Below are 285 nucleotides of genomic sequence, written 5' to 3'. Positions count from 1 at the left end.
GCTGTACTATAGTAGTTAGCAATTGGGTGTTATAATATTGCAATCTACTCTGTATCCCAAAACGCGCTCTCATAGGAGCAGTAAGCAATCCTGAACGTGTTGTCGCACCAACTAAAGTAAAAGGATTTAAATTAATCTGAACTGTTCTAGCATTCGGCCCAGACTCTATCATGATATCTATTTTATAGTCTTCCATGGCAGAATATAAATATTCCTCTACAATGGGACTTAATCGATGGATTTCATCAATAAATAAAACATCTCTTTCCTCTAAATTGGTAAGTA

At 35.4% G+C, this 285-nt stretch carries 1 protein-coding gene; it reads right to left on the bottom strand.

Annotation, left to right across the window (positions count from 1 at the left end):
• The coding region (locus ACNG5D_RS16045; RefSeq protein ID WP_418184537.1) for an AAA family ATPase at positions 1-285 on the bottom strand (285 nt) is incomplete at both ends.

The sequence above is a fragment of the Algibacter ulvanivorans genome (assembly GCF_048381495.1).
GTDB classification, from domain to species: domain Bacteria; phylum Bacteroidota; class Bacteroidia; order Flavobacteriales; family Flavobacteriaceae; genus Algibacter_B; species Algibacter_B ulvanivorans.
Note: the sequence above shows the minus strand (reverse complement) of the source record. Positions and strands in the feature narration are given on the sequence as shown.